Genomic DNA, 7,523 nt, shown 5'->3' on the forward strand with positions numbered 1-7,523 from the left:
GTGGCGCTGTTCTTCGGCCTGTCCGGCACCGGCAAGACCACCCTGTCCGCCGACCCGGACCGTTACCTGATCCGTGACGACGAGCACGGCTGGGGCAAAGGCACCGTATTCAACATCGAAGGCGGCTGCTACGCGAAGACCATCGATCTGTCTCAGAAGAATGAGCCGATCATCTGGAACGCGATCAAATTCGGCGCCATCGTGGAAAACGTAACCATCGATGAAACCACCCGTGTTGCTGACTACAACAACACTGAACTGACTGAAAACGGCCGTTGTGCATACCCTCTGACCCACGTTGAAAAACGTGTTGAAGAGAACATGGCCGGCGAACCAAAAGCCGTTATCTTCCTGACCTGTGATATGACCGGTGTTCTGCCACCAGTGTCTATCCTGAGCAAGGAACAGGCTGCATACCACTTCCTGTCCGGTTACACCGCACTGGTTGGTTCTACGGAAATGGGCGGCACCAAAGGTCTGAAGTCCACTTTCTCTACCTGCTTCGGTGCGCCGTTCTTCCCACGTCCGGCCGGCGAATACGCTGAGCTGCTGATGAAGCGTGTGACTGAATTCGGTTCTCAGGTATACTTGGTTAACACTGGCTGGACCGGTGGTCCTAACGGTGGCGGCGGTGAGCGTTTCAGCATTCCGACTACCCGTGCTGTGATTGCAGCGATTCAGACCGGCGCTCTGCGTGATGCCGAAACTGAAGAACTGCCGATCTTCGGCCTGCAGATGCCGGTTGCTCTGGAAGGTGTTGAGACTCAGCTGCTGAACCCAACCAAAGCCTGGGCAAACATCGCTGACTGGGAAGCTGCGGCGAAAAACCTGGCTGGCCAGTTCACTGAGAACTTCAAGAAATACGATGTCTCTGACGCCATCGTAAACGCAGGTCCTCAGCTGTAAGCTGAACGATCACTGCGTGTAAAAACGGGAGCTTCGGCTCCCGTTTTTTATGCCCGTCTTATACCCGCCGCACATCTGACTGTTACCTGCCTGTCACACTATATTCTTAAACTGCTGCCAGCTTTTATCGGGGCGCTGGGGCCATGCCTCCGCCTGTGATAGCTTCGGCTTAACACTTTCATGTGACTTCGTTCATGTGATCAGCTTCTTAAAGATTCCGCCTGCAAAGGACATGTTGTGCGTCTGATAATGATATCTGTGCTGCTGCTCATCGCCAGCGGCTGTACACCAGTAAGGTTTAACGAAAGGGAACGGCTTGCCCAGCCGGACATGCAATTCGACTCTTCGCCGCTGCAGAGTGAAGTCGAAGGCGACGTCTATTCAGCCCGGGAAGGCGCGACCGCAGTCTTTTCCGGCGGTGGTGGCGGAGGCTGCGGATGCTACTGAAATTCCGCCCGGGGTTCTCCCTGCTGCCTTTCCTTTGCCTTTGCACGCTTGTCTCTGCGCTGCTGCAACCTGCTGAAGCCCGGGCCGCAGGCGCCATCCCCACTCCCGACGAACTCGACAGCATCTTTGCCTTCCGCGGCATCGTTTATAAACAGGAAGACGATAACGGCAAAGGCGGTAATCCCAGCGTCGATGAATATGCCACCATCTACGAAGGCATCTGGCTCTTTCAGCATCGTTTGAACGACACTCAGGCAGCGCGCTTTAAATTTACCGGCGATCTGGTGACCGCCGCATCCTACGATGATGCCCGCGAAAAAGCCGAAACCGTATCCGGTGCCACCGGCTATAACCCGGGCCGCTTTAATCTGGATTTCGGCTGGAAATACCGCAGCTATGAACGCTTTGGCCTTGAACTGCACGCCAGCTATGGCCAGGAATACGCTTACCGTTCCTTCGGTTATGGCATGTCGGTATCCCAGTCATTCGCCGAGGAAGCGACTCAGCTCAGCGCCAGTGTGCAGGTCTATGACGACACCGTCCGCATGATCCGCTTTGACGGCAGCAAACAACATGATGAGCCCCGTAAAACCTACAGCGGCAGCCTGAACCTGACCCAGACCCTGACACCACGCTCGCTGATGAATGCCAGCTGGTCGCACTCAGAACAGAACGGCATGCTGGCGACGTCATTTAATTCCGTGCTGATTAACGATGTACGCGACATCGAAATCACGCCGGACGTACGCGTACGTGACACCCTGTCACTGCGCTACAAACACGCCATCGACGAAGATTCCATTCAGCTCGGCTACAGCTATTACGAAGACAGCTGGGATATCCGTGCCGACGTCGCCGAAGTGCGTTATATCCTCAATTTTGTCGGTGGCAGCCTGGTGCTGGAACCCAGCTACCGCTATTACACACAGAAAGGCGCGGAATTTTTTGCCTTTGAGTTTGACGTCGCGGAACCTCTGCGCAGCAGCGATTCTGACCTCGGTAACTTTGATGGCCACAGTACCGGACTGCTATTTTCAGCCTGGCAGCCGGGCTGGTTTACCGACTCGCTGACCCGTTACGATCTGGGCTTTAATTATTACCGCCGCAGCGATGATCTGGATTTTTATTGGCTGACCGTTGGCTGGTACGCCCCGCTTTAAATCGCAGTGCTGACACAATATTAAAAACAGGCAACCTGAATCCGGTAAAAAGGAACCAGCGGATATGATCCATAAAATTCTGACCTCTGCCCAGTTGTTATTAGCGTTGTTATTGGCATCGTTACTGACGCTGATGCCGGCATTACCGGCAAGCGCCGCCAGTTATACCACCATTGCCGGTGACACTTCCGAATTTAACAGCGAACAACCGCAACAGAATACTGTGCTGATTTTCTGGGCTTCCTGGTGCGGCTACTGTATGCAGGAAATTCCGCACCTGAAGGAACTCAGCAATGAATTCAGTGAATTACGCTGGCTCGGCATCAACGTAAATAAAGAACCTGCCGATGGCTTAGAAATTGAACAAAAACGGGAACTGCCCTGGGTATCACTGGCCGATCCCGATCTGCAGATAGCCGATCAGTTTTCTGTGCGCGGCACCCCCGGTTTATTAATTATCAACCAATCCGGTGACGTCGTTTTCCGTGGCCGTCGTGCTGATGATAAATTCCGCCAGGCTCTTTCCCGGACTCAGGCAGACGAAACTGAACGGGAATCCGGACAATGAAAAATATATTCCTGCTGATATTTATTTTCTTTTCACATCTGACTAACGCAGCGGATATTGAGCGTCTGAGCTATGCAGAAGATCAGCAGCAGGAAAAACATCAGGTAAAAGTCAGCACCATACTGATGACCACCGATGTCACTTTTACCCTGATGATTAATGAAGTCGACAGCACAAAAAGAAAAGCCGAAGAAGAAAAGGCGCACAACGCGATTAACTCAGCCATCGGTGAAATACAGCGGATCGAAGCTCTGCTGTCCGAATGGCAGCCTGACAGTGAAATCAGCCAGATAAATTTATATGCCGCCGAAAAGCCTGTCATAGTATCCAGAGAAACCTACCGTCTGCTGCATGAATCACTGAATATCGCCAAAGCCACTCAGGGAAAATTCGACATCACCTTTAAAAGTGCGGGAAAGCTGTGGGATTTCCGTAAGAAAGTTATTCCTTCCGCTGCTGAGTTGCAGCAGGCCGTTAGCGCCATTGATTACCACAAAGTAGTGCTTAACGATGAAGACTATTCTGTACGTTTTACTCAGCCCGGAACCCGCATAGGCCTTGGCGGTATCGCCAAAGGTTACGCAGTCGATCGCGCGGTACAGATTATCGGCCATTACGGTTTCCGTGAATATTCAGTCAACGCCGGCGGCGACCTGTACGCCGCCGGCGATATTCAGCAAAAACGCTGGCGTGTGGGTATCCGTCATCCACGGGAAAAAGATCAGTTAATTGCTCTGCTGCCGGTTGCCAATGCGGCCGTGGCTACGTCCGGAGATTACGAGCGTTATTTTGAGAAAGGCGGTAAACGCTATCACCATATTATTGACCCGGCCACCGGGCAACCGGCACAGGACTGCATGAGCGTTACCATTCTGTCACCGCGGGCTTATCTGGCAGATGCACTGGCAACCGGCGTCTTTGTTCTGGGTGCGCAGCAGGGTATGGCGCTGATCAATTCACTGCCGGATACCGAAGCGATGATTATTGATGCCGCCGGAAATATTTCGGTGTCGGCCGGACTCAATGATCTGCAGGCTGCACTCGTCAGCGACACTAATTAAGCAAAGAAAAGTTTCTGTCACAAATCAGTACTGCTGCCGCTATCCGCTACCGGCAGTAATGTCTGCACTATCATGCGCACCACTTCCTGTTGTTTATTGACGCCCAGCTTGTGAAAAATATTTTTCACCTGGCTGCGCACTGTCTCAATGCCCACTGATTTATTTTCTGCAATATCTGCCAGTTTCAGACCGTTCACCAGACTCAGGGCAACCTCAGCTTCTGCTGCTGTCAGATTAAAAGCCAGTGCAATCCGGTCAGAGGTAAGCACCAGAGTCGATCCCGGATCACAGAGATAAATACTGATTGCACCAGCTTCTGCTGGCGCAGTTCTTACCGCCTCAGGGTCAGCCGTCTGATTACTGCGTCCGACAAACAGCACCAGAGGGTAACTGTAAGCCGGATGGGAAACTGAAATAACCTCCGCCGCCCGTTGATCTGCGGCCTGTTTTGCCAGTGCAGCAATCAGTTGCTGCTGGTAACTGCGACTGAACAACTGTATCCGCTCATCTTTCAGCGCAATAGCTTCATGGCTGTCGAACATGTGCCGGGCAATGGCATTGTGATATTTAACATGCCCGGAAGCATCCGTTATAAGCGTACCGAATGGCATATTCTCCAGCAGTGAGGAGATATCCAGCGCCTGTTGCCTTGCGCTGCGCAACTCCTCACTGATCAGTGCAGCGCGACAGATGTGCGGAGTGATCTGACGTAAAACAAAGGAGGCTTCTGCGTCAAACGGCTCCGCATTAAATCCACGGTGTACGGCCAGACCAATGCGCACTTTTCCATCACGGTGTAATTCCACCGCTAACATGTGGCCAATATCTGCGGGCTTCATAATAAATTGAGTAAAGGACGGCGTATTGCGGATAAGTTCGTCCTTATTCAATACCATCACATCATTCAGCGGCGTTTTTATCAGCGAGAATGTATTGTCGTATTTCCCCAGCCCGGCGTTATAGGCCAGGGTAATAAGGCGACTGATACCGTGCATACTGGTAATACGGTTCACGCCCGTCTGCTGATCCTGAATAACCAGTACGGAGGATTTACTTCCGGTCAGCTGACACAGAGTCTCCATCACGTTATCCCAATTATCAGGGTTCAGAGCGGCTTCATAAATGTCGCCGATAAAATCGAGCAAGGTTTGCGACGCGCTTTCGTTCGCTGAGTTCTGACTGTAGTCGGTCGTATCAGCGCATTGATTTATTGCTTTATTTTTCTTCTGCGGCATAGCCCAGCGGTTCCGGAAGGCTTGTTTCTTACCTGAGGATAGCCAGCCCCACCGGCGACCACAACCGCCCATAGAGGACAGGATATGCCCCTGATCGCATATAGCTGTTTTCTGACAGACGTCCCCTGAACGGGGGGATGTCGGCTGAAGCCCTCAACCATAGGATTAAAGGACTGTTTTACCCTCCCTGGCCGTCACTGATCAGCGCTTTCCTCTGAAGGCGTAAAAAATATATCCGGGCAGCCATTCTAAGCAATCAGTACCAAAAGGATGTCCCTCATGAAAGCATTACCCATTGTTCTGACCCTTAGTTGTGGCTTTTTGGCAGCCTGCAGTGGTGGAGGATCATCCTCGTCTTCTGCAGAGGAAGAAGAGACAGAAACCCTGGTGGGTGTGTTTCTCGATTCTGCGGTCAATAATCTCAGCTATGCCTCTCCGTCGTTCTCTGGCGTTACCTCGCCATTAGGTGGCTTTGATTATGCGGAAGAAGAAACAACAACTTTCTCCTATCTCGGTCTGACCATAGGCTCAGTCACTATGTCGTCAGAAAACAGCATCGTTACTCCACTGCAGCTGGCCGGAGCATCCGGCACTGATAATCAGACTGTCCGTAACCTGTTGGTCCTGCTGCAGTCTTTTGATATCGATCAGGACCCGAGTAATGGCATCGAACTGGGTACTGCATTTGAAATCGACCTCAGCAGTATTGATGTAACCTCGGCCACCTTCAGCGAGGATTTGTCCTCGCACCTGAGCAATAATGGCCTGATGCTCGATCTGGTCAGTGAAGAAGACGCCGTCGACCATTTTGAGCTGACTCTGGCCGGACTGGATGCGTCCTCCCTGTCACTGGTCGGCAGCTGGGCCGAGCGCAGTGCCGGCGGTGAAGTTGAATCAGTACTGAGCTTTAGTGAAAACGGCACGCTCAACGCCACAGGTTTCGACGACTGCCCGGCAGACAGCGAATTTATTGCCGCCACTCTGGCATCAGCACAGCGCAACTGCAGCAGCGAAAGTGAAAGTTACAGCTGGGAGTTATCAGGCAACACCATCATCATCAGCAGTGGCGACACCGTTGCCGACCGCTGCACTATTCGTAATTCAACGCCTTATATGGTTGAAGCCGCCTGTCTGACGGATGAGTACGTGCGCTTTGAACGCCAGATTACGGAACTTTCACCAGCACTTATTGCGCAAAGTTACCGCAACCTGGAAAACAGCGGCGCCAGTTATTCTGTGCTGACGTTTGCTGCCGATCAGCAGGGCGGTGGCTATGAATATCTGAACTCCGGCAGTGACCCATCCAATACCGGCGAGTTCAGCAGCTGGTCCGCATCCGGTACCAGTCTGAGCGTTACCGGCACAGACGGCGCCGGTGATGACTTTAACACCACCTTTGAACTGCAGGATGCTGTCAGTGGTGCTCTGGTAGCAGACAGTGGTGACGGGATATCCGCCATGATTCCGGATTTCCAGACAGGTCTTGCCAGCTACCTGACCGCACGCAACCTGAAAGTATTCGATGCCATCACCGGCAAGTGCAAAATACTGATGATTTCTGTGGCAGAAATTCCGGAGATGACGACCGATACTCTGGAATACCGCGAGCCGGTCAATGATGAAATCTGCGACGCCAGCAATGTCGTCGCAATCGACCAGGGCAGTGTCGCCACCCAATATGCCTTCAGCATTGTTGATGGTGATTACATCCGCCTGGAGTCAGGCGATTACGAGCGTCGCTGTGATCCGATAGATCTGCTCACCAGTGATGACAGCGGCAACTACTGGTACATGGCCTGTGCCACCAGCGACAGCTCTGTCGACAATCAGATCGAACTGGAGATCTGGTACAACGCCTATTGATTCATCTCTGTTGGCCGGCGGTGAATCCACCGCTTGCCAATAACCCGCAATAAGTCACATCTTCGCCATGCCCGCGTCCGTGAGCATGGCTCTCTTCTCGGTTATACTCCGCCTTCGATTTTTACCGTTCCATCTGTCCGAGAGAGTTATGAGTCAGGAATCTATTGGTTTTCGTATTGCTGAAGAGCTGGGCATCCGCCCGCAACAGGTATCCGCTGCTGTCGCCCTGCTGGACGAAGGCGCCACCGTCCCTTTCATCGCCCGTTACCGTAAAGAAGTCACC

8 protein-coding genes are annotated in these 7,523 nt (G+C 52.6%); 7 read left to right on the top strand and 1 reads right to left on the bottom strand.

Annotation, left to right across the window (positions count from 1 at the left end; genetic code table 11):
• From B2Z72_RS03210 to B2Z72_RS03230, 5 genes are all read left to right on the top strand, one after another.
• On the top strand, nt 1-906 hold a 906-nt coding region (locus tag B2Z72_RS03210; RefSeq protein ID WP_297004150.1), incomplete at its 5' end, for a phosphoenolpyruvate carboxykinase (ATP).
• Nucleotides 907-1,143: 237 nt separating this feature from the next.
• On the top strand, nt 1,144-1,353 hold the full coding sequence (locus B2Z72_RS03215; protein ID WP_296985317.1) for a DUF4266 domain-containing protein: 210 nt from the start codon (nt 1,144-1,146) through the stop codon (nt 1,351-1,353).
• Nucleotides 1,344-2,513, top strand: a complete 1,170-nt coding sequence (locus B2Z72_RS03220) for a DUF3570 domain-containing protein (protein WP_296985318.1) — start codon at nt 1,344-1,346, stop codon at nt 2,511-2,513. Before B2Z72_RS03215 ends, B2Z72_RS03220 begins: the two co-directional genes overlap by 10 nt.
• 64 nt (nt 2,514-2,577) lie before the next feature.
• Nucleotides 2,578-3,081 carry a TlpA family protein disulfide reductase gene (locus tag B2Z72_RS03225; protein ID WP_296985320.1) on the top strand — a complete coding sequence of 168 codons (504 nt, stop codon included), beginning with the start codon at nt 2,578-2,580 and terminating at the stop codon, nt 3,079-3,081.
• Entirely contained in the window at nt 3,078-4,142 is a 1,065-nt protein-coding gene (locus B2Z72_RS03230; protein WP_296985321.1) for an FAD:protein FMN transferase, read from the top strand. Before B2Z72_RS03225 ends, B2Z72_RS03230 begins: the two co-directional genes overlap by 4 nt.
• Nucleotides 4,143-4,159: 17 nt before the next feature.
• On the opposite strand, the gene B2Z72_RS03235 is transcribed toward B2Z72_RS03230, so the two are convergent.
• On the bottom strand, nt 4,160-5,377 hold the full coding sequence (locus B2Z72_RS03235) for a LuxR C-terminal-related transcriptional regulator (RefSeq protein WP_296985323.1): 1,218 nt from the start codon (nt 5,375-5,377) through the stop codon (nt 4,160-4,162).
• Between the two features lie 279 nt (nt 5,378-5,656).
• Between B2Z72_RS03235 and B2Z72_RS03240 the strand changes: the two genes are divergently transcribed.
• Together B2Z72_RS03240 and B2Z72_RS03245 are read left to right on the top strand one after the other, a co-directional pair.
• Nucleotides 5,657-7,240: a hypothetical protein gene (locus tag B2Z72_RS03240; protein WP_296985324.1), complete on the top strand. Its 1,584-nt coding sequence runs from the start codon at nt 5,657-5,659 to the stop codon at nt 7,238-7,240.
• A gap of 148 nt (nt 7,241-7,388) precedes the next feature.
• Nucleotides 7,389-7,523, top strand: a 135-nt coding sequence (locus B2Z72_RS03245) for a Tex-like N-terminal domain-containing protein (RefSeq protein ID WP_297004152.1), incomplete at its 3' end; no start/stop codon positions are given.

The sequence above is a fragment of the Thalassolituus sp. UBA6592 genome, from assembly GCF_002433655.1.
GTDB lineage: Bacteria > Pseudomonadota > Gammaproteobacteria > Pseudomonadales > Oceanobacteraceae > Venatoribacter.